General features: G+C 72.7%; 26 protein-coding genes. 16 read left to right on the top strand and 10 right to left on the bottom strand.

Annotation, left to right across the window (positions count from 1 at the left end; all coding sequences use genetic code 11):
- Positions 1 to 27 precede the first annotated feature (27 nt).
- The 6 genes from C8E97_RS29770 to C8E97_RS29745 all read left to right on the top strand — a co-directional run bounded on the left by C8E97_RS29770 (position 28) and on the right by C8E97_RS29745 (position 7,160).
- Entirely contained in the window at positions 28 to 1,530 is a 1,503-nt protein-coding gene (locus C8E97_RS29770; protein WP_121008831.1) for an aldehyde dehydrogenase family protein, read from the top strand.
- Positions 1,531 to 1,588: 58 nt separating this feature from the next.
- Positions 1,589 to 2,590 (top strand): dihydroxyacetone kinase subunit DhaK, encoded by a 1,002-nt coding sequence (gene dhaK, locus C8E97_RS29765; protein ID WP_121008829.1) that lies wholly within the window; start codon positions 1,589 to 1,591, stop codon positions 2,588 to 2,590.
- Positions 2,590 to 3,216, top strand: a complete 627-nt coding sequence (gene dhaL, locus C8E97_RS29760; protein WP_121008827.1) for a dihydroxyacetone kinase subunit DhaL — start codon at positions 2,590 to 2,592, stop codon at positions 3,214 to 3,216. Before dhaK ends, dhaL begins: the two co-directional genes overlap by 1 nt.
- A 211-nt stretch (positions 3,217 to 3,427) precedes the next feature.
- On the top strand, positions 3,428 to 4,312 hold the full coding sequence (gene dhaM / locus C8E97_RS29755; protein WP_484336685.1) for a dihydroxyacetone kinase phosphoryl donor subunit DhaM: 885 nt from the start codon (positions 3,428 to 3,430) through the stop codon (positions 4,310 to 4,312).
- Positions 4,313 to 4,744: 432 nt separating this feature from the next.
- A complete protein-coding gene (locus tag C8E97_RS29750; RefSeq protein WP_121008825.1) occupies positions 4,745 to 6,520 on the top strand; it encodes a 3-hydroxyacyl-CoA dehydrogenase family protein in 1,776 nt (591 codons plus the stop codon).
- Between the two features lie 37 nt (positions 6,521 to 6,557).
- Positions 6,558 to 7,160 (top strand): DUF3558 family protein, encoded by a 603-nt coding sequence (locus C8E97_RS29745; protein ID WP_121008822.1) that lies wholly within the window; start codon positions 6,558 to 6,560, stop codon positions 7,158 to 7,160.
- A gap of 118 nt (positions 7,161 to 7,278) precedes the next feature.
- Here C8E97_RS29745 and C8E97_RS29740 read toward each other — a convergent pair whose 3' ends face one another.
- Together C8E97_RS29740 and C8E97_RS29735 are read right to left on the bottom strand one after the other, a co-directional pair.
- Positions 7,279 to 7,488, bottom strand: a complete 210-nt coding sequence (locus C8E97_RS29740) for an FmdB family zinc ribbon protein (protein WP_121008820.1) — start codon at positions 7,486 to 7,488, stop codon at positions 7,279 to 7,281.
- 4 nt (positions 7,489 to 7,492) lie between these two features.
- Positions 7,493 to 7,852, bottom strand: coding sequence for a hypothetical protein (locus C8E97_RS29735; RefSeq protein WP_147455271.1), 360 nt, complete (start codon positions 7,850 to 7,852; stop codon positions 7,493 to 7,495).
- A 51-nt stretch (positions 7,853 to 7,903) separates the two neighbouring features.
- Between C8E97_RS29735 and C8E97_RS29730 the strand changes: the two genes are divergently transcribed.
- Positions 7,904 to 8,194 (top strand): hypothetical protein, encoded by a 291-nt coding sequence (locus tag C8E97_RS29730; RefSeq protein ID WP_121008816.1) that lies wholly within the window; start codon positions 7,904 to 7,906, stop codon positions 8,192 to 8,194.
- Between the two features lie 134 nt (positions 8,195 to 8,328).
- Here C8E97_RS29730 and C8E97_RS29725 read toward each other — a convergent pair whose 3' ends face one another.
- The gene (locus C8E97_RS29725; protein ID WP_121008814.1) at positions 8,329 to 8,859 is read right to left on the bottom strand and encodes a GNAT family N-acetyltransferase; all 531 of its coding nucleotides are present in this window, start codon (positions 8,857 to 8,859) and stop codon (positions 8,329 to 8,331) included.
- Positions 8,860 to 8,897: 38 nt separating this feature from the next.
- Between C8E97_RS29725 and C8E97_RS29720 the strand changes: the two genes are divergently transcribed.
- On the top strand, positions 8,898 to 9,608 hold the full coding sequence (locus C8E97_RS29720; RefSeq protein ID WP_121008812.1) for an alpha/beta fold hydrolase: 711 nt from the start codon (positions 8,898 to 8,900) through the stop codon (positions 9,606 to 9,608).
- Between the two features lie 76 nt (positions 9,609 to 9,684).
- Here the strand turns inward: C8E97_RS29720 and C8E97_RS29715 are convergent, their stop codons facing one another.
- Both C8E97_RS29715 and ccrA read right to left on the bottom strand, forming a co-directional pair.
- Positions 9,685 to 11,049, bottom strand: coding sequence for a coiled-coil domain-containing protein (locus C8E97_RS29715; RefSeq protein ID WP_121008810.1), 1,365 nt, complete (start codon positions 11,047 to 11,049; stop codon positions 9,685 to 9,687).
- A 68-nt stretch (positions 11,050 to 11,117) separates the two neighbouring features.
- A complete protein-coding gene (gene ccrA, locus C8E97_RS29710) occupies positions 11,118 to 12,449 on the bottom strand; it encodes a crotonyl-CoA carboxylase/reductase (RefSeq protein WP_121008808.1) in 1,332 nt (443 codons plus the stop codon).
- Between the two features lie 208 nt (positions 12,450 to 12,657).
- Between ccrA and C8E97_RS29705 the strand changes: the two genes are divergently transcribed.
- Both C8E97_RS29705 and C8E97_RS29700 read left to right on the top strand, forming a co-directional pair.
- Positions 12,658 to 13,017 carry an SPW repeat protein gene (locus C8E97_RS29705; RefSeq protein ID WP_121012702.1) on the top strand — a complete coding sequence of 120 codons (360 nt, stop codon included), beginning with the start codon at positions 12,658 to 12,660 and terminating at the stop codon, positions 13,015 to 13,017.
- Between the two features lie 185 nt (positions 13,018 to 13,202).
- Positions 13,203 to 13,754: a TetR/AcrR family transcriptional regulator gene (locus C8E97_RS29700; protein WP_121008806.1), complete on the top strand. Its 552-nt coding sequence runs from the start codon at positions 13,203 to 13,205 to the stop codon at positions 13,752 to 13,754.
- A 64-nt stretch (positions 13,755 to 13,818) separates the two neighbouring features.
- Here the strand turns inward: C8E97_RS29700 and mce are convergent, their stop codons facing one another.
- Positions 13,819 to 14,265, bottom strand: coding sequence for a methylmalonyl-CoA epimerase (mce, locus tag C8E97_RS29695; RefSeq protein WP_121008804.1), 447 nt, complete (start codon positions 14,263 to 14,265; stop codon positions 13,819 to 13,821).
- A 126-nt stretch (positions 14,266 to 14,391) separates the two neighbouring features.
- Here mce and C8E97_RS29690 point away from each other — a divergent pair, with 126 nt between their 5' ends.
- From C8E97_RS29690 to C8E97_RS29670, 5 genes are all read left to right on the top strand, one after another.
- A complete protein-coding gene (locus C8E97_RS29690; protein WP_121012699.1) occupies positions 14,392 to 15,579 on the top strand; it encodes an acetyl-CoA C-acetyltransferase in 1,188 nt (395 codons plus the stop codon).
- 4 nt (positions 15,580 to 15,583) lie between these two features.
- Positions 15,584 to 16,549: a methylmalonyl Co-A mutase-associated GTPase MeaB gene (gene meaB / locus C8E97_RS29685; protein ID WP_121008802.1), complete on the top strand. Its 966-nt coding sequence runs from the start codon at positions 15,584 to 15,586 to the stop codon at positions 16,547 to 16,549.
- Between the two features lie 304 nt (positions 16,550 to 16,853).
- Positions 16,854 to 17,252: a pyridoxamine 5'-phosphate oxidase family protein gene (locus C8E97_RS29680; RefSeq protein WP_121008800.1), complete on the top strand. Its 399-nt coding sequence runs from the start codon at positions 16,854 to 16,856 to the stop codon at positions 17,250 to 17,252.
- A gap of 46 nt (positions 17,253 to 17,298) precedes the next feature.
- Positions 17,299 to 18,864 (top strand): GAF domain-containing sensor histidine kinase, encoded by a 1,566-nt coding sequence (locus tag C8E97_RS29675; protein ID WP_121012696.1) that lies wholly within the window; start codon positions 17,299 to 17,301, stop codon positions 18,862 to 18,864.
- A gap of 11 nt (positions 18,865 to 18,875) precedes the next feature.
- Positions 18,876 to 19,529 carry a response regulator gene (locus tag C8E97_RS29670; protein ID WP_121008798.1) on the top strand — a complete coding sequence of 218 codons (654 nt, stop codon included), beginning with the start codon at positions 18,876 to 18,878 and terminating at the stop codon, positions 19,527 to 19,529.
- A gap of 564 nt (positions 19,530 to 20,093) precedes the next feature.
- Here the strand turns inward: C8E97_RS29670 and C8E97_RS29665 are convergent.
- The gene (locus C8E97_RS29665) at positions 20,094 to 21,551 is read right to left on the bottom strand and encodes an alpha/beta hydrolase (RefSeq protein WP_246019262.1); all 1,458 of its coding nucleotides are present in this window, start codon (positions 21,549 to 21,551) and stop codon (positions 20,094 to 20,096) included.
- Between the two features lie 240 nt (positions 21,552 to 21,791).
- On the opposite strand from C8E97_RS29665, the gene C8E97_RS29660 reads away from it, so the two are divergent.
- Positions 21,792 to 22,748 (top strand): hypothetical protein, encoded by a 957-nt coding sequence (locus tag C8E97_RS29660; protein WP_246019261.1) that lies wholly within the window; start codon positions 21,792 to 21,794, stop codon positions 22,746 to 22,748.
- A gap of 21 nt (positions 22,749 to 22,769) precedes the next feature.
- Here the strand turns inward: C8E97_RS29660 and C8E97_RS29655 are convergent, their stop codons facing one another.
- From C8E97_RS29655 to C8E97_RS29645, 3 genes are read right to left on the bottom strand one after another with little or no spacing between them, the layout of a single operon-like run.
- Positions 22,770 to 23,738 carry an ABC transporter substrate-binding protein gene (locus C8E97_RS29655; protein WP_121008792.1) on the bottom strand — a complete coding sequence of 323 codons (969 nt, stop codon included), beginning with the start codon at positions 23,736 to 23,738 and terminating at the stop codon, positions 22,770 to 22,772.
- A 19-nt stretch (positions 23,739 to 23,757) separates the two neighbouring features.
- Positions 23,758 to 24,765, bottom strand: a complete 1,008-nt coding sequence (locus C8E97_RS29650; RefSeq protein ID WP_121008790.1) for an ABC transporter permease — start codon at positions 24,763 to 24,765, stop codon at positions 23,758 to 23,760.
- The gene (locus C8E97_RS29645) at positions 24,762 to 25,523 is read right to left on the bottom strand and encodes an ATP-binding cassette domain-containing protein (RefSeq protein WP_121008788.1); all 762 of its coding nucleotides are present in this window, start codon (positions 25,521 to 25,523) and stop codon (positions 24,762 to 24,764) included. The genes C8E97_RS29650 and C8E97_RS29645 overlap by 4 nt, the downstream gene beginning before the upstream one ends.
- Between the last annotated feature and the right edge of the window lies 1 nt (position 25,524).

Raw genomic sequence — 25,524 nt, 5'->3', positions numbered from 1 at the left:
ACACCTTCGTGCACCTTGGAGGGCCTCATGACGCAGACCGCTCCCACCGGCCCGCCGCGGGTCGACGAGCAGCGGAGGTTCGCCTCGCTGGACCCCCGCACGGGCGAGGTCGTCGCGCACCACCCCGTGCACGGCGAGGCCGAGGTGCGCGCGGCGGTGGAGGCGGGCCGGGCGGCGGCGGCGTTCTGGGACGGCCTCGGGTTCGACGGCAGGCGCGCCCGGCTCGACGCGTGGCGCAGGCTGCTGGTCCGCCGGCTCGACGAGCTGCTGGCGCTGGTCAGCGCCGAGACCGGGAAGTCGGCCGACGACGCGCGCACCGAGCTGGCGCTGGTCGTCGACCACCTGCACTGGGCGGCCCGGCAGGCGGCCGGGGTGCTGGGCAGGCGCAAGGTCAAACCCGGCGTGCTGATGTACAACCACGCGGCGACGCTGGAGTACCGGCCGCTGGGCGTGGTGGGCGTCATCGGGCCGTGGAACTACCCGGCGTTCACCCCGATGGGGTCGATCGCGTACGCGCTGGCCGCCGGCAACGCCGTGGTGTTCAAGCCGAGCGAGTACACGCCCGGCGTGGGGGTGTTCCTGGCCGAGGCGTTCGCGGAGGTCGTGCCCGAGCACCCGGTGTTCCAGGTGGTGACGGGGTTCGGCGAGACCGGCGCGGCGCTGTGCGCGGCCGGGGTGGACAAGCTCGCGTTCACCGGCTCCACGGCGACCGGGCGGAAGGTCATGGCGGCGTGCGCCGCGACGCTGACGCCCGTGCTGGTGGAGTGCGGCGGCAAGGACCCGCTGATCGTGGCCGAGGACGCGGACGTCGAGGCCGCCGCCGAGGCCGCCGTGTGGGGCGGGATCTTCAACTCCGGCCAGACGTGCGCGGGCGTCGAGCGGGTGTACGTGGTGGACGCCGTGCACGACCGGTTCGTCGGGCTGGTGGCCGAGAAGGCGCGCAGGCTGCGGCCCGGTGGCGAGCCGGGCGCGGACTTCGGGCCGATCACCATGCCCCGGCAGGTGGAGGTCATCCGGTCGCACGTCGCCGACGCCCTGGCGCGGGGCGGGCGGGCGGTCGTGGGCGGGCTGGAGTCGGTCCGGCCGCCGTACGTCGAGCCGGTGGTGCTGGTGGACGTGCCCGAGGACGCCCTGGCCGTCACCGAGGAGACGTTCGGGCCGACCCTCGTGGTGAACCGGGTGGCCGACGTGGACGAGGCCGTGCGGCGCGCCAACGCGCTGCCCTTCGGGCTGGGCGCGACGGTGTTCTCGCGCAACCGGGGCGACGAGCTGGCGGCGCGGCTGCGCTGCGGGATGGTGTCGGTGAACTCCGTGCTGGCGTACGCGTCCGTGCCGGGGCTGCCGTTCGGCGGGGTGGGCGACTCGGGGTTCGGGCGCATCCACGGCGAGGACGGCCTGCGCGAGTTCGCCTACGCGCACGCGGTGACCCGCAAGCGGTTCGGCGCGGCCCTCGACCCGATGACGTACGAGCGCGGCTCGCGCACCATGCGGCGGGTCCTGCGCCTCGTGCGGCTGCTTTACGGGCGCTGAGCGTTCCCCGTGCCGGTGGGGTAGGAAGGTGGGTGACCATCGGTGATGGAGGTCACCCTTGAAGAAGATCATCAACGATCCGGCGACGGTGGTGGCGGACGCGCTGCGCGGCATGGCCCTCGCGCACGCCGACCTGCTCGACGTCCAGTACGACCCGGCGGTGGTGGTGCGGGCCGACGCGCCGGTGCCGCGCAAGGTCGCGGTGGTCTCCGGCGGCGGCTCGGGCCACGAGCCGCTGCACGGCGGGTTCGTCGGGCGCGGGATGCTCGACGCGGCCTGCCCCGGCGCGGTGTTCACCTCGCCGACCCCGGACCAGGTGCAGGCCGCCCTGGCCCGCACGGACGGCGGCGCGGGCGCGGTGCTGATCGTGAAGAACTACACCGGTGACGTGCTGAACTTCGAGACCGGCGCCGAACTGGCCGCCGTGGACGGCGTCGACGTGCGCACGGTGGTGGTCGACGACGACGTGGCGGTGCGGGACTCGCTGTTCACCGCCGGCCGCCGCGGCGTGGGCGGCACCGTGCTGGTGGAGAAGGTCGTCGGCGCCGCCGCCGAGCGCGGTGTCGGCCTCGACGGCTGCGAGGCGTTGGCGCGCAAGGTGATCGGCCAGGTCCGCTCGATGGGCCTGGCGCTGTCGCCGTGCACCGTCCCGCACGCCGGGCAGCCGAGCTTCGCGCTGGGCGACGACGAGATGGAGCTGGGCGTCGGCATCCACGGCGAGCCGGGGCGGCGGCGGGTGCCCCTCGCGCCCGCCGACTCGCTGGTGCCCGCGCTGCTCGACCCGATCCTGGCGGACCTGCCGTTCGCCGAGGGCGACAGGGTGCTGCTGTTCACCAACGGCATGGGCGGCACACCGCTGATGGAGCTGTACCTGGCGCACGGCATCGCCGAGCGGCTGCTGGCCGAGCGCGGGATCACCGTGGAGCGGCGGCTGGTCGGCCCGTACGTCACCAGCCTGGAGATGCAGGGCATGAGCCTGACGTTGCTGAAGCTGGACGACGAGCTGGTCGAGCTGTGGGACGCGCCCGTGCGCACGGCGGCCCTGCGGTGGGGTGTCTGATGGGGTGCACGGCCGAGCGGGTGGCGGAGGCGCTGCGGGCGGTGGCGCGGGTGGTCGCCGAGCACCGGGACGAGCTGGTGCGGCTGGACCGGGAGATCGGCGACGGCGACCACGGCGAGAACCTGAACCGCGGCTTCGCGGCCGTGGTGTCCAAATTGGACGCCGAGGTGCCCGCGACGCCCGGTGCGGTGCTGAAGCTGGCGGCCACCACGTTGATCTCCACGGTCGGCGGTGCGGCCGGTCCGCTGTACGGGACGGGGTTCCTGCGCGCGGCGGCGGCGGTGGGTGATGCGGGGGAGTTGGACGCGGCGGCGGTGGCGGGTGCGCTGCGGGCGGCGCTGGAGGGCGTCGTGGCGCGGGGCAAGGCGGTCGTGGGGGACAAGACGATGGTGGACGCGCTGACGCCCGCGGTGGGTGCGGCGTCGGCCGCGGTCGCCGGCGGCGACGTGGCCGGGGTGCTGGACGCCGCGGCCGAGGCGGCGGAGCGGGGTGCGGAGTCGACCGTGCCGCTGGTGGCGCGCAAGGGGCGGGCGTCTTACCTGGGTGAGCGGGCGGTCGGGCACCTCGATCCCGGTGCGCGGTCGACGTCGTTGCTGCTGCGGGCGTTGGCCGGGAGCGCTCGGTGAGGCGGCGCGCGGGTGGGTGCGGCGCGGCGGGGCGGGGTGGTTCGCCGGGGCTGAGTGGTCGGCCGGGGCCGAGGGGGCGGCTCGCCTGGTGGGGGAGCGGTGGTGCGCGGGTCGCGGTGCCCCGTGCTCGGTGTGGCGTCGCGGTGGCCGGGTCCGGTGAGGACCTGCGGGAGGTCGCGGCGCGTGGTGTCGGCCGGTGTGGTGGGAGGTCGTGGTGATCGGGCTCGTGGTGGTGTCGCACAGCAGGTTGCTGGCCGACGGGGTGGCGGAGCTGGCCGGCCAGATGGCGCCGGACGTGACGATCGCGCCGTCCGGCGGTGACGGTGCGGGTGGGCTGGGCACGGATTTCGACGCGGTCACCGAGGCGGTCTCGCGGGCGGACTCGGGTACGGGCGTCGTGGTGCTGTTCGACCTGGGCAGCGCGCGGATGGTCGCCGAGATGGCGGCCGAGGCGTCGGCCGGCGACGTGCGGGTGGTGGACGCACCGCTGGTCGAGGGGGCGGTCGCGGCCGCCGTCGCGGCGCAGCGCGGGTCGGACCTGGACGAGGTGGCCGCCGCGGCGACCGGTGACCGCGCCGCGCCCGCCGGGGCCAGGGGCGAGGCGTCGGGTGGCGGTTCAGCAGGGGTGCTCGGTGACGGTTCCGCCGGGGGTTCGGAGGACGGTTCCGTCGGGGTTCCTGGTGGCGGTCCCGCCGGGGTCTCCGGTGGCGGTTCGGCCGAGACGCCCGGTGACAGGGCCGCCGGGATCCCCGGTGGAGGGTCGGCCGAGCTGTCGGGTGGCGGTTCGGCCGAGCTGTCCGGTGGAGGGTCGCCCGGTGCGCCCGCCGAGCACGCCGTCCGGGAGGAGGTCGAGCTGACCAACGAGGTCGGCCTGCACGCCCGGCCCGCCGCCCTGGTGGCGCGTTCGCTGACCGGTCTGGACGCACGGGTGCGCGTGCGCTTCGGGCCGGGGGAAGCGGATGCGACCAGCGTGCTCGCCCTGATGGGGCTGGGCGCTCCGGGCGGCGCGCGGGTCGAGGTGGTGGCGACCGGACCCGACGCCGCCGAGGCGGTGCGGCGATTGCGCGACCTCGCCGCGCGCGACTTCGACGAATAGCGGACAAAAGCACCCACCTCGGTCGACCAACTTCACTCGCCGCACGTGAGAGTACGATGTACGCGCATGACTGCCCGTAAGAATGCGGTGTACACGCATGACTGCGCGTAGGAGTACGGTGTACGCGCATGTGTGGGCAGTGGCGGGATGCGGATGTGAATCCTGCACGGGCTGGTGTGGCGGGTTGTGTGTCGGCTGCCCGTTCTTCAGGGTTGGAGTATGGTGTACGCCTAAATTGGGCGATGGGGTAGGAGTACGACGTACGCGTATGGATTCCCGTGGCGCTGTGGGGTGTCGGCCGGGCGGGTGGGCTTGACCGGTTTCTTGCTCGATGTGGATGGTGAAGGTCACGTGAAGGCCGGGTGGCCGTCGTGGGATAGTCGGGCGCAAGTTACCGTTCGGTAGCAGCTCCGCCGAGTGGGAGGTAGAGCAGTGACGCGCCAGTTCGACACGGTCGGAGTCATCGGTCTCGGCACGATGGGCGCGGGCATCGCGGAGGTGCTTGCCCGGACCGGTCGCACCGTCCTCGCGGTGGACGTCGACGACGAGGGGTTGGCGCGCGGGCGCGGGCACCTCGACCACTCGACCGGGCGCGCGGTGGCCAAGGGCAAGCTCACCGCCGCCGACCGCGCCCGGCTGCTGGACCGGATCACCTTCCACACCTCCCTGGACGCCCTCGCCGACGCCGACCTCGTCATCGAGGCCGTGCCGGAACAGCTCGACCGCAAGGCCGACGTGCTCGCCGCCCTCGACCGGATCTGCGGGCCGGACACCGTCCTCGCGTCCAACACGTCCTCACTGTCGATCACCGAGATCGGCGTGCGCACCGGACGTCCCGGCAAGGTCGTCGGGATGCACTTCTTCAACCCCGCGCCGGTGCTGAAGCTGGTCGAGGTCGTCCGCACGGTGGTCACCGAGCCGGACGTCGTGACCGACGTGGTCGCGTTCGCCGAATCCCTCGGCAAGACACCGGTCGTCATCGGCGACCGCGCCGGGTTCATCGCCAACGCGCTGCTGTTCGGCTACCTCAACCACGCCGTGCGGATGTACGAATCCCGTTACGCCACAAGGGAAGACCTCGACGCGGCCATGCGCCACGGCTGCGGCTACCCGATGGGACCGCTGGCGCTGCTCGACCTCATCGGCCTCGACACGGCCTACGAGATCCTCGACACGATGTACCACCAGTCCCGCAACCGGCTCCACGCGCCCGCCCCGCTGCTCAAGCAGATGATCACGGCGGGACTGCTGGGCCGCAAGAGCGGGCGTGGCTTCTACGCCTACGACGGGCCCGACTCGCCGACCGTCGTGCCCGACGCGCTGACACCCGTCGCGTCCGCCGACGCCGCGCCCGCGCGGGAGGTGCGGCGGGTCGGCGTGGTCGGCACCGGCGTCATGGCGACCGGCATCGCGGAGGTGTTCGCCAAGCGCGGCTACGACGTCGTCCTGCGGGCCCGTTCGCGGGACAAGGCCGAGGCGGCGCTGGGCCGGGTGCGCGGGTCGCTGGACAAGGCGGTCGCGCGCGGCCGGCTGGCGGAGGCCGACCGGGACGCGGCGCTGGCCCGCGTCACACCCGCGGTCGAGTTCGCGGACCTCGCCGACTGCGACCTCGTGGTCGAGGCCGTCGCGGAGGAGCTGGCGGTCAAGAGGTCCGTGTTCCGCGCGCTGGACGACGTCTGCAAGCCGGGCGCGGTGCTCGCCACCACCACGTCCTCGCTGCCGGTGATCGAGTGCGCGGCGGCCACCTCGCGGCCCGGCGACGTGGTGGGCCTGCACTTCTTCAACCCGGCGCAGGTGATGAAGCTGGTGGAGGTCGTCGGGACCATCGCCACGTCCGCCGACGTCGTCGCCACCGCCCGGCGGGTGTGCCTGGACCTGGGCAAGCAGCCGGTGCACTGCGGCGACCGCGCCGGGTTCATCGTCAACGCGCTGCTCTTCCCGTACCTCAACGACGCGGTGAAGATGCTGGAGGCGCACTACGCGTCCGCCGACGACATCGACAACGCCATGAAGGTCGGCTGCTCGCTGCCGATGGGGCCGTTCGAACTGCTGGACGTCGTCGGCCTGGACGTGTCCCTGGCCATCGAGCGCACGCTCTACCTGGAGTTCCGCGAAGCCGGCTTCGCGCCCGCGCCGCTGCTGGAGCACCTGGTGACGGCGGGCAGGCTCGGCCGCAAGACCGGCAAGGGTTTCCGCGACTACACCTGAGTGCCGGGTGGTCCTCCGCGTTTGGCATGGTGGTCGCATGCGGCGTGCGGTTCTCTCGGTCCTGGTGGCAGCGCTCGGCCTGACGTCCGGCTGCGCGTACACGGTGAACGGCACCCCGGTGTCGGCCGGCGTGCTGGACATCGAACCGCCGTTCTCGTCCACCGAGCAGAAGCCGACGCCCCGGTCCGGCGAGCGGGAACCGACGCCCCGGTCCGGTGAGCCCGACGCGGACGCCGTCGGCGACGTGTGCAAGCTGCTGACGTGGAAGGACCTGCCCTACGAGGTGCGGGACAAGTCGGCGGCGCCCACCGACACCGGCTACGACCCGAAGTTCGACCAGTCGTGCAAGTGGCAGACCACGGTCGACCAGCTCGACGTCGGCGTGACGCTGCGCTTCCGCGCCGGTCGGCCGATCACGCTGGAGCAGACGAACGGCGAGTTCGACCTGGGCGACCGCAAGGTCAAGTACTTCGACCGCACCACGGACACCAGCGTGCAGCCGTCGTGCGTGCTCGTCATGGACTACGCCGGTGGTGGGCTCGGCATCATCGTGATCGACGGGTCGGCCCGGTACGGGGCGATCTGCGAGCAGGGCAAGAAGGTCGCCGAGGTGCTCCGGTCGAAGGAGCCGACCGGCTGAGCCGCCGCGGCGACCTCGTCGCGTTCGACCCCTGCGGCGACGTGCGCGCGGTGGGGTGTTGCGGTGGGTGACACGTCCGACCGCCCTCGGCCTCTCGGCGTGGGGCGGTGCGGGGGCGTCAGCTACAGCACCCGCCGCCGCAGCACCCGCCACCACCGCCGGCCGGCGCGGCGGTCGCGCCGACACCGCCGAGGCCGACCATCGACAGCAGCTTGACCGTGTCGTCGTGGCCGTGCGGGCAGGTGGCCGGCTCGGACGCCTCGCTCATCGGGCGCTTCACGTCGAACGTCGACCCGCAGGACTTGCAGCGGAATTCGTAGGTGGGCACGTCCCTATTGTGGCGGCTGCTCGGGCAGCAGCACCAGCGCCGGTACGGCTGACGCCGCCAGCGCGGAGACCAGCGTCAGCAGCGGCAGCCCGTGCGCCCAGCCGAGCGCGGCGGCGGCGGCGTGCGCCGCGGTGAACGTCGCCACCCACGTCCGCGACCGGGGGCGCACCAGCATCGTCGCGAGCCCCGCGCCGGCCGTGACCAACAGGATCGTGCACGAGGCCAGCAGCATGCCCTGGTGGGGGCCGATCGGCCGGTTCGCCGGGGTCAGGTCGCCCACCCCGGCGCGCACGGCGGGTTGGGCGACCACCGCCATCTCCAGTAACAACAGAACGCCGACCACAGCCCGCTGCCACCTGTTCACCCCACGGACCGTATTCGATCACCGGTCGCGCTCGGGATACCCTCGTCCGCCGTGCCCCGCCGCAACCGCCCGCAACGCCCCGACGAGCCCCCTCCGCTCGGCGGCCACGGGTGGGCGAGGTCGGAGAGCGCACCGGACGGCGAGTGGCTGGTCCGCAACGTCTCGGGCGCGAGCACCACGAAGACCTACCGCTGTCCGGGCTGCGACCACGAGATCAGGCCGGGCACGCCCCACGTCGTGGCGTGGCCGGCCGGCGACTACGGCTCGGTCGAGGACCGGCGGCACTGGCACCAGCACTGCTGGACCAGCCGCGCCCGCCGGGGCCCGATGCGCCGCCGCTGATCACGCTTCGCCGGTCACCGGTGTGCCCAGAGGAGGCGGGGCTATCCGTCTGAGTGGGTGCGGGCGTTCGCCGGCCAACCCGCGCGGTCCGGGTGGGTGGCGTCCGGCGGAGGCCGGTGTCGGAGAGGTCGGTGTCAGGCGCGCAGGGTCGCCTCCTCCCGTCGGTAGACCAGCACCGGGCCGTCGATCGTGATGCTGTCGCCCGCGTGCGTGAAGCCCAGCTTCCTCGCCACGCGCTGGGAGGGCTCGTTGTCCGGGTCGGTGATGATCACGACCGGCCGGTCCGGCCGCGCCCGGTCCGCCCACTCGACGGCCGCGCGCGCCATCTCCGTCGCGTAGCCCCGGCCCCAGTGCGCGGGCCGGAACCGGTAGAACAGGTTGAGCGTCGGCTCGCCGTCCAGCCGGTGGTGGCGCAGGCCGCCGAACCCGACCACCTCGCCGGTCGGCGGCAGCTCCACCGCCCAGTACCCGATGCCGTCGTGCGCCCAGTGCGCCTGCCACTCGGCCAGCATCCCGGCCACCTCCTCCGGCGACGGCGGACCGGCCGGGTTGTAGCGGTGGGTCCGCGGGTCGGACAGGACGGTGATCGCGGCGCGCAGGTCACCCGGCCCGGCCCGCCGCAGCAGGAGCCGGTCGGTGCGGATCTCATCCGGGCTCGACGTCATGGGAGGCACGTTAGCGACGGGGACCGACAATTCCGGGTATGGACCTCTCACCGTTGGTGCTGCTGCACGCGTTCCCGTTCGACGGCCGCCTGTGGGACGGCGTGCGGGCGGAGCTGGACCCGCTCACGCCCGACCTGCGCGGCGCGGGCCGGGAACCCGACCTGGGCGTGCTGGCCGACGACGTGCTGCGCGACCTGGACCGGCGCGGTGTCGACCGGGTGGTGCTCGGCGGCTGCTCGCTCGGCGGGTACGTCGCCATGTCGCTGCTGAGGCGCGAGCCGTCGCGGGTGGCCGGGCTGGTGCTCGCCGACACGCGGTTCACGGCCGACGGCGACGAAGCCCGCGCCGGTCGGCTGGTCATGGCCGAGCGGGTGCTCGCCGAGGGCGTCGGGTGGGTGCCGGACGCCGTGCTGCCGGGGCTGCTGGGGCCGTCGCCGTCGGACGCCGTGGTGGCGCGGGCCCGCGCGCTGATCCTGGACCAGCCCGCCGCGGAGGTGGCCTGGACGCAGCGGGCGATGGCCGGGCGGCCGGACTCCCGCGCGGTGCTGGCGGCGGTGGACGTGCCCGCGCTGGTGCTGGTCGGCGCGGAGGACGCGCTGACGCCGCCCGCCGTGGCCCGCGAACTGGCCGACGTGGTGCCGCGCGGTGAGTACGCGGAGCTGCCCGGCGTGGGGCACCTGACGCCGCTGGAAGCACCGAAAGCGTTTGCGGCGGCGGTGCTCGACTGGCGGCGGCGGGTCGGCGTGTAGCGCGCGACCGGCGGTGGGCGCGCGGGACCGCCGATCAGCGCGCGGGATCGGCGGTCGGCGCGCGGGATCGCAGCGGTCAGCGCTTGCCGGTGCGGCTCTTCGGGTTCGGGCGGGCGATCTTCTGGGTCGGCCCGTCCGGCGCGGCCTGCGGCTTGCCGTCGGACGCCTGCTTGCCGGTGGCCGCCGGGGTCGCGCCCTGCGGCTCCGCGGTCGGCTGGTGCTGCGCGGGCTGGCCCTGGGTCGCCGGGTTCTGGGTCGCGGGGTTCTGGGGCGTCGGGTTCTGGGGAGCCTGGCCCTGCGCGGGCTGCTGCTGGTGCTGCGCGGGCCGGTTCTGCGCCTGGCCCGCCTGCTGCTGCGCGGGCTGCTGCTGCGCGGGCTGCTGCTGCGCGGGCTGGTTCTGCGCGGGCTGGTTCTGTGCCGGTTGGTTCTGAGCCGGGGCGCGCTCCTCCTCCAGCGGGTCCAGCAGCGGCGTGACCTCGTGCAGCGCCGTCCGGACCGCGTGCAACTGCTGCGACAGCCGGTTGCGGAGCTGCTTGAGGGCGTCGACCTTCTGCGCCGCCTGCGTGACCCGGCGGTTCGACTCCTCGGTGGCCTCCCGCACCCGGCGGTTCGCCTCGTCGGTCGCCTCCTGGACCCGCGCGGTGGCCTCGCTGATCGAGTCGTGGCGGCGGCGGTTCGCCTCCTCGGTCGCCTCGCGCACCAGTCGCTGGGCCTCCGCGTTCGACGCCGCCTGCTCCTGCGCGATCTGGGCGCGCACCCGCGCCGCCTCCTCGGCCGCCTCCCGCACCCGGCGGTCGGCCTCGGCCTTGCTGGACGCCTCCTGCTCGGCGAGCACCTTCATCGACTCGACGCGGCGCGCGGCCATCGCGATCTCGAAGTCCTCCTCGACGGTGGTCCTGCGCTGCTGGGACTCCTCGTCGAGCTTCGCCGCCGTGTCGCGCGCCTCGCCCACGATGCGCTCGGCCTCGGCGCGCGCCGTCTCCAGCACGCCGCGGTGCTCGGCCTCCATCTCGGTGCGGCGCTGGTCGAGGTCGGCGATCAGCTTCTCGTACCGCGTGCGCAGCACGGCCGCGTCCGACTCGGCCTTCGCGCGGATGTGGCCGCCCTCGGCCTCCGCCCGCGCCTTGATCTCGTTCGCCTCGTCCTGGGCCAGCCGCAGCATCCGCTGGAGGCGTTCGCTCAGGCCCTCCAGCGTCGTGGGCGGCAGGGACAGCCGCTCGACCTGACCGCGCAGCTCGGCGATCTCGGAGCGCGCGGCCTCCAGCTGGCGGCTCAGGTCGTTCGTCTGCGACACCGCCGCGTCCCGGTCGGCCGCGAGCAGCCGCAGGTCCGAGTCGAGGCGCTCCAGGTGGTCCTCGACCTGCGCGCGGTCGTAGCCGCGCTTGACGATGTCGAAGCCGGTTCCCAGGGGGACGAGGTCACGGTCGTCGGCGAGGCCCATGAGGGTCACGCTACCCGTTCCGGGGGTGCGGGTGGCACCCTGCCACCCGCACGACCACACGTTCTTCTTTACACGCCCCGGAAACGGTTGATCCCGGTCAGGTGCTCCGCGCGGAGTTCGTGATCGAGGACACCCAGGCCCTCCTCCGGCGCGAGGCACAGCACGCCGACCTTGCCCTGGTGGGCGTTGCGGTGGACGTCGTGCGCCGCTTGGCCGGTGTCCGCCAACGAGTACACCTTGGACAGTGTCGGGTGGATGCGGCCCTTGGCGATCAAGCGGTTGGCCTCCCACGCCTCGCGGTAGTTCGCGAAGTGCGACCCGATGATCCGCTTGAGGTTCATCCACAGGTAGCGGTTGTCGTACTGGTGCAGGTACCCGCTGGTGGACGCGCACGTGACGATCGTGCCGCCGCGCTTGGCGACGAACACCGACGCGCCGAACGTCTCCCGACCGGGGTGCTCGAACACGATGTCCGGGTCGTCACCGCCGGTGAGTTCCCGGATCTTCGCGCCGAGCCGCTTCCACTCCTTCGGGTCCTGTTCGTGCTCGTCCTTCCAGAACCGGTAACCCTCCGCGGTCCGGTCGATGATCAGCTCCGCGCCCATGCGCCGGCAGATCTCCGCCTTCTCCGGCGAGGACACGACGCAGACCGGCGTCGCGCCGCCGTTGAGGGCGAACTGCGTGGCGTACGAGCCGAGACCGCCGGACGCGCCCCAGATCAGCACGGTGTCGCCCTGCTTCAGGTTCGCGCCGTTGGTCGACACGAGCTGCCGGTAGGCGGTGGAGTTCACCAGACCGGGCGACGCGGCCTCCTCCCAGGTGAGGTGCCGGGGCATGGGCATCAACTGGTTGGCCTTGACCAGCGCGATCTCGGCGAGGCCGCCGAAGTTCGTCTCGAAGCCCCAGATCCGCTGCTCCGGGTCGAGCATGGTGTCGCCGTGCCCGTCCGGGTGCTCCAGCTGGACGTCCAGGCAGTGCGCGACGACCCGGTCGCCGGGCCGCCACGCGTTCACCCCCGGACCGGTGCGCAGCACGACGCCGGCGAGGTCGGAGCCGACCACGTGGTAGGGCAGGTCGTGCTTGGCCGCTTCCGGCGCGCTGCGGCCGTACCGCTGGAGGAAGCCGAACGTCGACATCGGCTCGAAGATCGACGTCCACACCGTGTTGTAGTTGATCGCGGACGCCATCACGGCGACCAGCGCCTCGCCCGGCCCGAGCTCCGGCGTGGGGACCTCGTCCAGGTGGAGCGACTTGCGCGGGTCCTTGTCCTTGGTCGCGACGCCTTGGAACATCTCGACCTCGTCGGCGTGCACGGTGACGCCCCGGTAGGTCTCCGGCACGTCCAATGATCCGATCGCGTCCAGTTCGTCGGCGAGGATCGCGTCGAGGATCTTCTGCACGGCGTTCCCTCCCTGCTCAGGGGTGCTCGGGATGAGCGGCGATGGACGCAGGTCCACGTGGATGCCGGAGGTTACCCATCGGTAACCGATTCAGAGTCGCCCCTGTGAGCCATCGCACTGGCGGCCTTCCCGTTCGGGCAGCCTTGACCGGGCGGCCAACCAAGCGGAGCATCGGGGGCGTCCGACGTGCAGGACGGAGGTGCAGGTCATGACCAAGGCGTGGACCAGGTGGCAGGACTGGGTGGAAGTCGTGATCGGGGTGGCGGTGCTGCTCTCGCCCCTCGTGGTCGAGACGTCCGCCGCGGCGATGTGGACGATGATCGTGCTCGGCGCGCTGATCGCCGTCGACGGCTTCGCGTCGCTCGCCAACCCGTCGATGGTGTTCGGCGAGTGGTTCCAGGTGGTCCTCGGCGCGCTGCTGTTCATCTCGCCGTGGGTGCTCGGCTACAGCGACCTGACGGGCGCGTCGTGGGTGTCGTGGATCGGTGGCGTGCTCACCGTCGTCGCCGGTGCGATGGCCATGCCCGCGGCGAACGCGGCGCACTCGCGACTGGCGGGCACCGCGTAGCACCGCTCCGCACCACGCCGTCCCGGTGCCGCCGGGGCGGCGAGGCCGCCCGAGAGCCGGTCGTCCGTCGGCTCGGCGCTCGTCACGCCGCGTCGCGCCGCGTCGCTCGCGAGGGTCGACGCGGAGCGGTCCGGACGACCGGCGCGGCCTCGTGACCACCCACCGCACCGAGGAAGGTTCGACCGTTGGCAGGGAACTCGTCGGCCAGGGAACGGATTCTGAGCGCGGCCGAGGAGTTGTTCGCCGAGGCGGGGTTCGACGCCACGCCGACGTCGCGCGTCGCCGAGCGCGCCGGGGTGCCCAAGGGGCTCGTGCACTACTACTTCCGGCGCAAGCAGGACCTGCTGACCGCGCTCGTGCGACGCCTGCCGGACGGCGCGGTGGACGCGCGCCGGGTCGTGGTCGTCGGCGACATCGCCGAGAGCCTGCGCAGGCTGGTGGCCGCGCTGGACGCCCGGCTCGACGCCTCACCGCTGCTCAGCCACCTGCTGTGGCGGGAGGCGGACACGCACGCGGCGGTGCGGGAGGCGCTGCACGCCCGCTACCGGCTGGTGGCGGCGCAGGTCCGGCAGGTGATCCTGGCCGCCGGTGGCGCGGCCGTGGCCGCGAAGGACGTGGACAGCGCGTCCGCGCTCGTCGCCCACGCGGTGAGCTACCGCCACTCGGTCGCCCGGCACGCGCCGGGCGACGACCGGATGGACCGCGAGCTGTCCTTCGTCGCCGCCGCGCTCCGGTGACCGCCGGCCGGTTCGGCGATCGCCGCCGGCACCGTTACCCGTCCGGCGCGCCCGGCTCGTCCGATCAGTGGCCGCCCGCCGGCTCGACCAGCTCGACCAGCACACCGCCTGCGTCCTTCGGGTGGACGAAGTTCACCCGACTGCCGGACGTGCCGCGCCGCGCCTGCTCGTAGAGCAACCGCAGGCCCTTGGCCCGCAACGCCTCGGCGGCGGCGTCCACATCGGACACCCGGTAGGCGAGCTGCTGGAGACCCGGCCCGGAGCGCCCGATGAACTTGGCGATGGTCGACTCCGGGGTCAGCGGCGCGAGCAGCTGCACGGCCGCGCCGTCGCCCGCGTCGCCGGGCGCGCGCAGCATCGCCTCCCGGACGCCCTGCTCCTCGTTGGTCTCCTCGTGGGCGACCTCCAGGCCGAAGTGCTCGCGGTGGAACGCGATCGCGGCGTCGAGGTCCGGCACCGCGATGCCGACGTGGTCGATGGCGGTCACGAAGCCGCGGAGTTCTCCCTGCATGGCAGGGAACAGTAGCGGCCGAATCGGTGCAGCGGTGGCTGTGCGGCGCCTCACACGGCTACTCCCGAGTAGCGCTGGGTATCGTAGCCAGTTAACAACCGCTTACACATGCTCGTGGAGGCCGATGTGTCCGGTTCCGTCATCGTCGCCGGGGCCCGTACCCCGATGGGGCGACTGCTCGGATCGTTGAAGGACTTCTCCGGCGCCCAGCTCGGCGGCGTCGCGATCAAGGCGGCGCTGGAGCGGGCCGGCGTCGCGCCCGAGCAGGTGCAGTACGTGATCATGGGTCAGGTGCTCACCGCGGGCGCGGGCCAGATCCCGGCCCGCCAGGCGGCGGTGCACGCGGGCATCCCCATGACCGTGCCCGCGCTGACGGTCAACAAGGTGTGCCTGTCCGGCATCGACGCGATCGCGCTCGCCGACCAGCTGATCCGCGCGGGCGAGTTCGACGTCGTCGTGGCGGGCGGCCAGGAGTCGATGACCCAGGCGCCCCACCTGCTGCCCAAGTCGCGCAGCGGGCACAAGTTCGGCGACGTCACGCTCCAGGACCACATGGCCCTCGACGGGCTGTTCTGCGCCTTCGACCAGGTGGCGATGGGCGCGTCCACGGAGAAGCACAACGCACGCCACGGCGTGACGCGCGAGGAGCAGGACGCGTTCGCCGCCCGGTCGCACCAGCTCGCCGCCAAGGCCGCCGCGAACGGCGTGTTCGCGGAGGAGATCACGCCCGTCGCGATCCCGCAGCGCAAGGGCGACCCGATCACGTTCGACACGGACGAGGGCGTGCGCGGCGACACCACCGTCGACGTGCTGGCCAAGCTGCGCCCCGCGTTCGCGGCCGACGGCACCATCACGGCCGGCTCGGCGTCGCAGATCTCCGACGGCGCGGCGGCCGTGGTCGTGATGAGCAAGGCCAAGGCCGAGGAGCTGGGCCTGACGTGGCTGGCCGAGATCGGCGCGCACGGCGTCGTCGCCGGCCCGGACGCCAGCCTGCACGAGCAGCCCGCGAACGCGATCAAGGCCGCGTGCGCCAAGGAGGGCATCGACCCCGCCGACCTCGACCTGGTCGAGATCAACGAGGCGTTCGCCGCGGTCGGCATCGTCTCCACCCGGCAGCTCGGCATCGCCGAGGACAAGGTCAACGTCAACGGCGGCGCGATCGCCCTGGGTCACCCGATCGGCATGTCGGGCGCCCGGCTCGCGCTGCACCTCGCGCTGGAGCTGAAGCGCCGCGGTGGCGGCGTGGGCGCCGCCGCCCTGTGCGGCGGCGGTGGTCAGGGCGACGCCCTGATCGTGCGCGTCCCGAAGGTCTAGGCGTGTGACGCGCACCGTCGACGTCCCGGACCTGGTCGACCGCGCGCGTGCGGGCCAGCCGCGCGCGGTCGCCAGGCTGATCTCGCTGGTCGAGGACGCCAGTCCGCGGTTGCGCGAGGTCGCGCGGGCGCTCGCGCCGTTCACCGGGCACGCGCGGGTCATCGGGTTGACCGGCGCACCGGGCGTGGGCAAGTCGACGTCCACCTCGGCGCTGGTGCGCGCCTACCGGGACCGGGGCGAGCGGGTCGGCGTGCTGGCGGTCGACCCGTCGTCGCCGTTCTCGGGCGGTGCGCTGCTGGGCGACCGGGTGCGGATGGGCGAGCACGCCACCGATCCCGGCGTGTTCATCCGGTCGATGGCCACCCGAGGCCACCTGGGCGGGCTGTCGTGGGCCACGCCGCAGGCGCTGCGCGTGCTGGACGCGGCCGGCTGCGACGTGGTGCTGGTCGAGACCGTCGGCGTGGGGCAGTCCGAGGTGGAGGTCGTGTCGCTGGCCGACACCACCGTGGTGCTGCTCGCGCCCGGCATGGGCGACGGCGTCCAGGCGGCCAAGGCGGGCATCCTGGAGGTCGCCGACGTGTTCGTGGTGAACAAGGCCGACCGGGACGGCGCGGACGCCACGGCGCGCGACCTCAAGCACGTGATCTCACTGGGCCGCCGCGAGCGCGCCGACGCCGGCTGGCGGCCTCCCGTGGTGAAGGCGGTGGCGGCCCGCGCGGAGGGCATCGACGACGTCATGGCGGCCCTCGACGCGCACCACGCCCACCTGCGCGACCGCGGCGAACTGCCGCGCCGACGAGCACGCCGCGCAGCCGGCGAGATCGAGGCCATCGCCCTCAACACCCTCCGTTCGAGGCTCGGCACCGGGCAAGCCGGTACCGCAGCCACCCGCCTGGCCGAACAGGTGGCAACCGGCACCCTCGACCCCTACACCGCAGCCGACCACCTGATCACCGCCCTGACCACCTGACGCCCCGTTCGGCCGCTTCCCCAGCCCCCCGCCGCCTCCCTCCCCCCGGCCGCCCTCCCCCACCTGGCCTCCCTCTCACCCGTCACCCCACCGGCCCCACGCGAGGTCGCGTCGACCTGTCGCGCCTCATTCCCCGCCGATCACGCTCTTCGATCGGCGGGGAATCAGGCGCGATGGGTCGACTTCCAGGCGACCGAGCCGCCGTCTGCGGAGCAGCGGCCATCCAACACAGGTCTTCCGCCTCTAGGCAGCGCGATCACGGAGCAGAACGATTTGGTCCGGCAATTGGGGGATAAGAGGTGCGATGTACGACTCCGCTGGGCTCCAGGTGCTCTCCCGCGAGGAGTGCCTGGAACTGCTGGCCACGACAGCGGTCGGGAGGCTCGTTTTCACCGACCGCGCACTGCCGATGGTGCACCCCGTCGTCTACGCGCTGGACGGCGAGTCGGTGGTGCTGAGGGTGCCCGAAGGCAGCAAGACGCTGGTCGCGCGGGACACGATCGTGGCGTTCCAGATCGACGACGTGCGACCGGACCTGTCGAAGGGGTGGTCGGTGATGGCGGTCGGACATGTCACCGAGGTGAGTGACGAAGCCCTGCTGACCAGGCTGCGCGACCTGCCGCTCCCGTCACGCGGCGTGACCGACCGGGACCATTACCTGCGGGTCGCCCTGGAGGTCCTGTCCGGTCGTCGCATCCCGTGACCGGAGGCGATAACCTCGGGTACTCCCGCTGCGAGGGGTGGAACGGTTGCCTGGCTCCCCGGACCCGAACGCGACCCGCCTGGACGGGCTGCTGCGCGAGCTGACCGACCGGACGGCCGAGGTGGCCGGCTCCCGAGAACGGATGCACCGGCTGCTCGGCGCGGTCGTGTCGCTCGCGAGCGACCTGTCGCTGCCGGACGTGCTGCGCCGCATCGTGGAGTCGTCGTGCACCCTGGTCGGCGCGCGGTACGGCGCGCTGGCCGTGGTCGGGCCCAACCGGCAGCTGTTGGAGTTCACCTACGGCGCCGAGCGGCAGCACACCGACTTCGAGGGCGTCGCGTTCGACCCGTCCGCGCCGGGGTTCCTGGGCGTGCCCGTCCACGTGCGGGGCGAGGTGTTCGGCAACCTCTACCTGACCGACAAGCAGGACGGGGCCGACTTCACGCGCGCGGACCAGGAGGTGGTCGTGGCCGTCGCGGCGGCGGCCGGCATCGCGATCGAGAACGCCCGCCTCTACGAGCAGTCCCGCCAGCGCGAGGTGTGGCTGCGCGCGTCCAACGAGGTCACGAACGCGCTGCTCACCGGCACACCGGACCGGGACGCGCTGCGGCTCGTCGCCGTCCGCGCCCGGCTGGCCGCCGACGGCGTGAACGCCGTGCTCGCGCTGCCCGACGCGCAGGGCGAGCTGGCCGTGCGCGTCATGGACGGCGAGCTGCGCGGGTTCACCGTGTCGCGCGAGGGCAGCGCCAGCCGGGAGGTGTACGCGACCGGCAAGACCAAGGTGCTGGACGGGCTGCCCGGCCACTTCGACCGGATCGGACCGGTCGTGGTCGTGCCGCTGGCCGCCGGCCAGCGCGTCCTGGGCGTGCTGATGGTGGCGCGCTCGCGCGACAACCGCCCGTTCGACGCGTCGGACGTCGCGCTGGTCGAGTCGTTCGCCCGGCAGGCGGCGCTGATCCTGGAGTTCACGCGGGCCACCGGCGCGGGCAGGCGGCTCGCGGTGCTGGAGGACCGCGACCGCATCGCGCGCGACCTGCACGACCTCGTCGTGCAGCGGCTGTTCGGCCTGGGGCTCGGGTTGCAGAGCCTCAACGGGCTCGTCGAGCAGCCGCTCGTCGCGGACCGGCTCGCCGACTTCGTCACCGAGGTCGACCTGACGATCCGCGAGATACGGCGGACCATCTTCTCGCTCCAGGAGTCGCAGGCGGACTCGGCGAGCCTGCGCGCGCAACTGCTGCGGGTGGTGCAGGATTCGAGCCGCCTGCTGGGTTTCGAGCCGGCGCTGACGACCGACGGTCCCGTCGACTCGCTGGTGCCCGACCACGTGCGACCGGACCTGCTGGCGACGCTGCGGGAAGCCCTCGCCAACGCGGCCCGCCACGCGTCGGCGAAGCGGGTGGACGTGCGGGTGATGGTCGACCGCGAGGCGACCGAGCTGCACCTGGTCGTGTCCGACGACGGCGACGGCCTGCCCGCCAACGGCGCACGGCACACCGGTGGCCTGGTCAACATGGCCGCGCGGGCCGCGCGGTGGGACGGTGGTTGCGAAGTGCGGTCGGAAGCGGGCAAGGGCGTGACGGTGACGTGGACCGTGCCGTTGGTATCGGGGTAGCGGAGGGGCTCATGACCATCTCGGTGCTGCTCGTCGACGATCACGAGATCGTGCGACGCGGCCTCCACCAACTGCTCGACGTGGAAGCGGACATCGAGGTCGTCGGCGAGGCGGAGAGCGCTTCGGCGGCGGTGGCGGCGGCGGCCGAGCACCGGCCCGACGTGGCCGTGATCGACGTGCGGCTGCCCGACGGCGACGGCGTCACCGTGTGCCGTGAGATCCGCTCGACGGTCCAACCGCCCCCGGCGTGCCTGATGCTCACGTCGTACTCGGACGACGAGGCGCTGTTCGGGGCGATCATGGCCGGCGCGGCGGGCTACATGCTCAAGCAGGTGTCCGGGAACGACCTCGTCTCGGCGATCCGCACCCTGGCCGCCGGCGGTTCGCTGCTGCACTCCGGCGTCACCGCGACGGTGTTGCAGCGCCTGCGCGGCGGGCCGGTGGAAGATCCCCGGTACGCGGCGCTGAGCCCGCAGGAACGGCGGATCCTCGACCTGATCGCCGAGGGCCTGACCAACCGGCAGATCGCGCAGCGGCTCTACCTGGCGGAGAAGACGGTGAAGAACTACGTCTCCTCACTGCTCCACAAACTGGGTTTCGACCGGCGCACGGAAGCCGGCGTCTACGCGGCCCGCCGTCGCCAAAGCGGCATCATCGGCACTTGACCAACACCGCTGCACAGACCCAGGCCCACCGCACCGCGCAGCACAGATCCGGGCACACAGCACCGCGCAGCACAGACTTCTGGTCTCGTGTTCTCCCCGTATGGCCTGCCCGCAGGGCAACCACAGTCGGTCAGGGGGCGCAAGCACGCTTCACCGCTTGCGCCCCCTGACCGACTGTGGTGGTCTTTGACATGCCATGCGGGGAGAACACGACGCCTTTAAAGCTTTTCCTCCCCGGAGGTCTGCCCAGCGGCGAGCGCTTCTTTTTCTTTCGGCTGAGATCAGCACGGAAGCTCATCGGTTTTAGCGGGTCAAAGCTTAAAGAAGGGCGCTCGCCGCTGGGCAGGCCACCAAGGATGGGGGCAAAGCTTTCAAGCTTCGCTTGAAAGCTTTGTGGCTGCGTGTCATCCCCGTACGACCTGTCAAAGACCACCACGCTCGTCAGAGGGGCGCAAGCGGTGAAGCGTGCTTGCGCCCCTCTGACGAGCGTGGTTGCCCTGCGGGCAGGCCGTACGGGGATGACACGCAGCCCGCCAGGGGTGTGCCCGGCGGGCTGCGTGGGTGTTACAGCCAGCCGTTGATGACGGCGGTGTTGGTGGTGTCGAAGGTCGACGTCGGTTCGGGGAGCGGGGTTCCGGGGCAGGTCAGGTCGTTCGGCGGGACCTTGCCGTCGACGATGAAGGACTCGACCAGGTCGTCCACGCAGCTGTTGCCGAAGCCGTAGATGCCGTGGTCACCCTCGTCGGTCACGGTGAGGAGGCGGGAGTTGGCGAACTTCTCATGGGCCCGCCGCGCCCCCTCCACCGGGGTCGCCGGGTCGCGCACCGACTGCACCATGAGCACCGGCGGCACGTTCTCCCCGGTCGGCGTCTTGAGGCGCAGGGCCGGTCGGTCCCAGAACGCGCACGGGGCCAGCAGTTGGTAGTACCCGATCAGCGGGTACTGCCTGCCGAGGCGTTCCGCCTCCCGTGCCAGGTAGGCGCGGCCGCCCTTGAACTTCGTGTCGTTGCAGGTGACGGAGTACAGGGTCGCCGACGGCGCGTCCGGGTAGCGCACGTCGACGGCCGCCGCGGCGCTGGTCGTGGACGCCTGGCTGAGCTGGGCGAAGGTGCTCGCCGTGGTCGGGAACAGCTGCTTGCTGTACTGCGCCTGCACCAGGATGAAGTCCAGCACCACGCCGTTGACGAGTTGGCCGTCGGGCAGCGGCACCGGGTGCTCCGCCAGCCTGGCGCGCGTCTCCTCGTACTTCAGCCGCACCTGCTCGGCGGTCTTGCCCAGGTGGTAGACGTCGTCGTGCTTGGCGACCCAGGGCAGGAAGTCGACGCGGAAGCGGCGTTCGAAGCCCCGGCCGAACTCGTCGAAGATGTCCTGGAACGTGGTCGTGAACTCGGTGTTCGAGTCGAGCACGAACTTGTCCACGCGGTCCGGGAAGTAGGTCGCGTAGTACGCGCCCATCCAGGTGCCGCCGGAGTAGCCGATCCAGCTGATCTTCTCGCGGCCGAGCAGGTGGCGCAGGAGGTCGAGGTCCTTGACCGTCTGCTCGGTGTTGACGACCTTGCCGAACTCGCCGCTGTGGCGCTGGCAGGCCGCCGCCTGGAGCGCCGCCGCGTCGTAGACCAGCTCGACGTTCTCCCGGCTGCGGTCGCGCGGGTCGGCCAGTGCGCGGAAGTCGAAGTTCGCGCACGTGACGTTGGTGCTGGCGCCGGTGCCGCGCGGGTCGATGCCGATGACCTCGAAGTTGTCCACGAGCTTGGCGCGGCCCTCGTAGATCCTCGGCAGGAGCCTGCCGGGGCCGCCGGGGCCGCCGGGGTTGGTCAGGACGCTGCCCCTGGCCTGGCCGCTCTTGGGCCTGAGGCGGCTGACGGCGATCGTGATGTCCTTGCCCGCGCGCGGCGAGCGCCAGTCCTGCGGCGCGCGGTACGTGCCGCACTCCAGGGTCGGCGCGTCCAGGTCGGTGCACGGGCCCCACGCGATGGTCTGCGTGAAGTGCGGGCTCGTGCTCTGGTCCCGTCCTTCGGCCAAGGCCTGCGCGGGTAACGTCGCCGCCAGCACGGCGGTGGACACGGCTACTACCAGTCTTCGCATGGATTCCCCTCCGGTCGTGCCCACCACCTCATCGGTGCGGAGGGGGCGGTGACAACCACACAAAGAGTGGTGTTCGGGTCTACGAAAGCACTAGGCCGGACGGCGCCTCGGGAAAGTAAGGTCGGCAGGGTGGGGATTTTCCGGAGGAAGCGGCCTGCCGCGGTAGCCCGTGAGGTGGTGCGGGATCACACGTACGACGACGCGATCCTGGACATCGCGGCCGAGGAGATGGACGCCGGGCACCTGAGGGCGGCCACCACCGTGCTCGCCGAGTGCCGGGACGAGCCGGAGGTGCGCGCGCTGCGCGTCGAGGTGCTCGGCGAGCACGCCATCGGGCACGCGGACGAGCTGCTGGAGCTGGCCAAGACCAACACCGACCCGGACCTGTGGTTGCTCGCGGGCACGGCGTTCATCCGCGAGGCGTGGGCGATCCGGGGCTCGGGGCGGGCGGACGGGGTCGGCAAGGACCGGTTCAAGGTGTTCTTCGGCACGCTGCGCAAGGCCGTCGGGCCGCTGCACGAGGCGGCCAAGCTGCTGCCGCGCGACGCGGTCCCGTGGGCGCAGCTCCAGACCGCCGGGCTCGGCCTCCAGGTCGACCGGGACCAGAAGGACGAGGTGTGGCGGGAGGTCGTGGCCCGCGCCCCGTCGCTGTACCCCGCGCACTGGACGCGGTTGCAGATCCTCGCCGCCAAGTGGGGCGGGTCCGCCGAGGAGATGATGGCGTTCGCGCACGGCAGCGTGGACGCGGCCGAACCGGGCGACCCGGTGGTCGCGATGCTGCCGCTGGCGCACTTCGAGATCTTCCTGGAGCAGTTCGAGGACGCCGTGCAGGCGCGCAGCGCGTTGAAGATCGCCACGCTCAAGCTGCGCTACTTCAGCCGCGTGCGGGAGGAGATCGCGGTGGCGGCGGACAAGTGGGACGCGTCGCCGGCGCGCCCGCACCCCCGCTCGCTCCAGGCGCACAACCTGTTCGCGGCGGCGTTCGCGCTGGCCGACGACGCGCCGCGAGCCCGCCGCCACCTGCTCGGGATGCGCGACCACGTGCACGACGTCCCGTGGGCGTACGTGGCGTACCTGGCCGACGACCTGGAGAAGGAGTACTCGGAGCTGGCCAACAAGTACCTGGACGCCTGAGCCGGCCCGGTCCCCGCGCGGTCAGCACTTCTGCTTGTAGAAGTACTTCTCCTTCGCCTGGAGGTCGGCCTGGGTGATCGCGACCAGGTTCGTCTCGATGTCGCGCTTGACGTCACCGCCTTCGAGCGCCGCGATCGCCTGCTCGGCACCGGTGCGGCCGATGGTGGCCGGGTCCTGCGCGATCAGGGCCTGCACCACGCCCGCCCTGAGGTCCTCCACCTGCTTGGGGCTCGCGTCGAACCCGACCAGGTTGACCGAGCCGGTCCGGCCCGCGTTGCGCAGGCCGGTGGACGCGCCCTCGCCGGTGTTCAGGTTCGTCGCGAACACGCCGATCAGGTCGGCGTTCGCGGCCAGGGTCGCGGTCAGCTTGGACGCGGCCTGGTCCGGCTCGTTGTCGGTGTACTGCTGGCCGACGTACCTCAGGTTGGGGTGCTTCACGACCTCGTCCTCGAACCCCTTGGCGCGGGCGTCCGTGGTCGACGTGCCCGCCTTGGTGTTGAGCACGAGCACCGAACCGGACTTGTCGCCGACGAGCTGCGCGAGCGTCTGCGCGGCGAGCCGGCCGCCCTGCTCGTTGTCCGACGACACGGTGGACACGGCGACGGACGTGTCCTCCAGCTTGGTGTCGACCTCGACGACCTTGATGCCCGCGTCCTTGAGCTGCTTCATCGGGCCGGCCATCGCCTTGTCGTCGGTCGGCGCGATGAGCACCGCGCCCGGCTTGTTCGCCAGCACACCGGTCACGATCGGGGTCTGGAGGGTGGAGTCGAACTTCGCGGGCGCCTGGACGTCCACCGCGTAGCCCTTGGCGCCGGCCGCCTCGCGGAACCCGCACTCCATCGAGATGTAGAACGGCTCGGCCGCGGCGCCGGGTATCAGCACCATCCGCTTGCCGTCGCCGGAGCCGCCGGTGTCGCCGATCTGCCCGCCGCCACCGCACCCGGCCAGCAGCAGCGCCGCCCCCAGCAGGGCAACTGTCCTCGTTGACATGTCTCCCGCACCTTTCGCCTCAGCGCCGATTGCGCGCCCTTCGTCGTGACTGGTCGAACCACACCGCCGCGACCAGCACGACGGCCACCGCGATCGGCTGCCAGTACACGTTCACGCCGACGATCACGAAACCCTTGCGCAGCACGGCGGGGATGAACACGCCCAGCACCGTGCCGACGACCGACCCGGTGCCGCCGAACAGGCTGGTGCCCCCGAGCACCACGCCCGCGATGGCGTTCAGGTTGTCCGTGTCGTGCCCGGTGATGGACGCGACCCGGAAGTACGCCAGGGCCATGAACCCGGCCAGGCCGGCCAGCGTGCCCGCCAGCAGGTAGACCTTGACGAGGTGGCCGGTCACGCCGATGCCCACCCGCCGCGCGGCCTCCTCGTTGGAGCCGATCGCGTAGGTGTGGCGGCCGAACCGCGTCGTGCCGAGCACGAGCGCGCCGACGGCCGTCACCAGGGCGGCCAGGATCACCAGGTTGGGCACGCCGAACCAGGTGCCGGTGCCGAGGTTGTCGCTCAGCACGGCAGGCACGCCGCTGACATTGGAGCCGTTGGAGATCAGCTGCCCCGCGCCGAGCGCCGCGCCGAACGTGCCCAGGGTGACGATCAGCGCCGGGATGCCGGTCCTCGCCACCAGCAGGCCGTTGAGCAGGCCCCACGCCGCGCCGCTGACCAGCGCGACGACCAGTCCGATGAGGACGGTGCCCCAGCCGGCGCCGGTGGCGTCGCCGCCGTGCAGCGAGTTCATGGTCATCGCGGAGGTGACGCCGGAGAACACCAGCACCGAGCCCACCGACAGGTCGATGCCGGACGTGATGATCACGTACGTCATGCCCACCGACAGCACCAGCAGCACCGCCGTCTCGACCAGCGTCGTCTGGAGGGTGAACGTCGTCAGCACCGCGTCCGGCCGGAGCGCGCCGAACACCGCGACCAGCACCAGCAGCACCAGCGCGATCCACAGCGTGTTCGCCCCGAGCAGGCGCTGCGCGAGGGTCCGCTCCCGCACGTCCGGTGTCATGCGTCCTCCTGCGACAGGGCTCCGGTCATCGCGCCGACCAACTCCTCCACCGTCGTGTCCGCGGCCCGGAAGCGCGCCACCCGCCTGCCCAGCCGCAGCACCTCCACCCGGTCCGACACGGCCAGCACCTCGGGCATGTTGTGGCTGATCAGCACCACCGCCATGCCCTGGTCGCGCACGCGCCTGATCACGTCCAGCACGCGTTCCCGCTGCACCACGCCCAGCGCGGCGGTCGGCTCGTCCATGAACACGAGCCTGCTCGCCCACACGACGCTGCGGGCCACGGCCACGCTCTGCCGCTGCCCGCCGGACAGCGCCCCGATCGGCACGTCCACGCTTTGCAGCGCCACGCCCAGGTCGCGGAACGACGCCGCGGCGCGCCGGCGCATCTCCTTCTTGTCCAGCACGCCCAACCGGCCCAGCAGCCCCGGCTTGCGCAGCTCGCGGCCCAGGAACAGGTTCGCCGCCGGGTCGAGGTCCGGCGCGACGGCCAGGTCCTGGTAGACGGTCTCGATGCCCAGCGCCCGCGCGGCCGTCGGCGTGGGCAGCGCGACCTCCGCGCCGTCGAACACGACGGTGCCCGAGTCCGGCTGCTCGACCCCGGACAGGCACTTCACCAGCGTCGACTTGCCCGCCCCGTTGTCGCCGATCAGCGACACCACCTCGCCCGCGTTGGCGGTGAACGACGCGCCGCGCAGCGCCTCGACGCCGCCGTAGCGCTTCACCAGGTCACGGGCGTCCAGCAGCGGATCGGCCACG

The organism is Saccharothrix australiensis (genome assembly GCF_003634935.1).
GTDB classification, from domain to species: domain Bacteria; phylum Actinomycetota; class Actinomycetes; order Mycobacteriales; family Pseudonocardiaceae; genus Actinosynnema; species Actinosynnema australiense.
The sequence above is the reverse complement of the archived record's forward strand: the minus strand, read 5'-3'. Positions and strand labels throughout refer to the sequence as shown.